Raw genomic sequence first — 532 nt, forward strand, 5'->3', positions numbered from 1 at the left:
CGACATCGCCCGGGCCCGTGGTCTGATCACATCCTTCGGCAAGATCGCCGATCCCATTGCGGACAAGCTGCTCACCGGCGCGGCCTTCGTGGTGCTCTCCATGCTGGGTGAGTTGTGGTGGTGGGTGACCATCATGATCCTGGTGCGCGAATGGGGCATCACCCTCATGCGCTTTGTGGTGATCCGCTACGGGGTCATGGCAGCCGGCAAGGGTGGAAAGCTCAAGACCGTCCTGCAGACCATCGCGTTGCTGGTCATGATCCTGCCGCTGGTGCCCGTGGTGGGTGCCTGGTGGGCGTGGCTCGGGTGGTTCTTCATGGCCCTGGCGCTGATCTCCACCGTAGTGACCGGCATCGACTACGTGATCAAGGCATGGCAGTTGCGCCGTGACGCCCTGGCCGCGGGATGCCCCGTGGACAACAGCTGAGGCGGATGCACATGGACCGTCGTGAGGAGGCCCACGCGGACACCGTGTTCGCAGCGGCCCAGGCAGCCATATCGGCGGCATCGGCCAGGGGGCTGAGTATTGGCA

Annotated in this window: 1 protein-coding gene; it reads left to right on the plus strand. The window is 64.8% G+C overall.

Features of this window, described 5'->3' with window-relative positions; translation table 11 throughout:
- On the plus strand, window positions 1-427 hold a 427-nt coding region (locus tag L979_RS16425; RefSeq protein ID WP_047692722.1), incomplete at its 5' end, for a CDP-alcohol phosphatidyltransferase family protein.
- Window positions 428-532: the final 105 nt, after the last annotated feature.

The sequence above is a fragment of the Kocuria sp. ZOR0020 genome, from assembly GCF_000800955.1.
Taxonomy (GTDB): domain Bacteria; phylum Actinomycetota; class Actinomycetes; order Actinomycetales; family Micrococcaceae; genus Kocuria; species Kocuria subflava.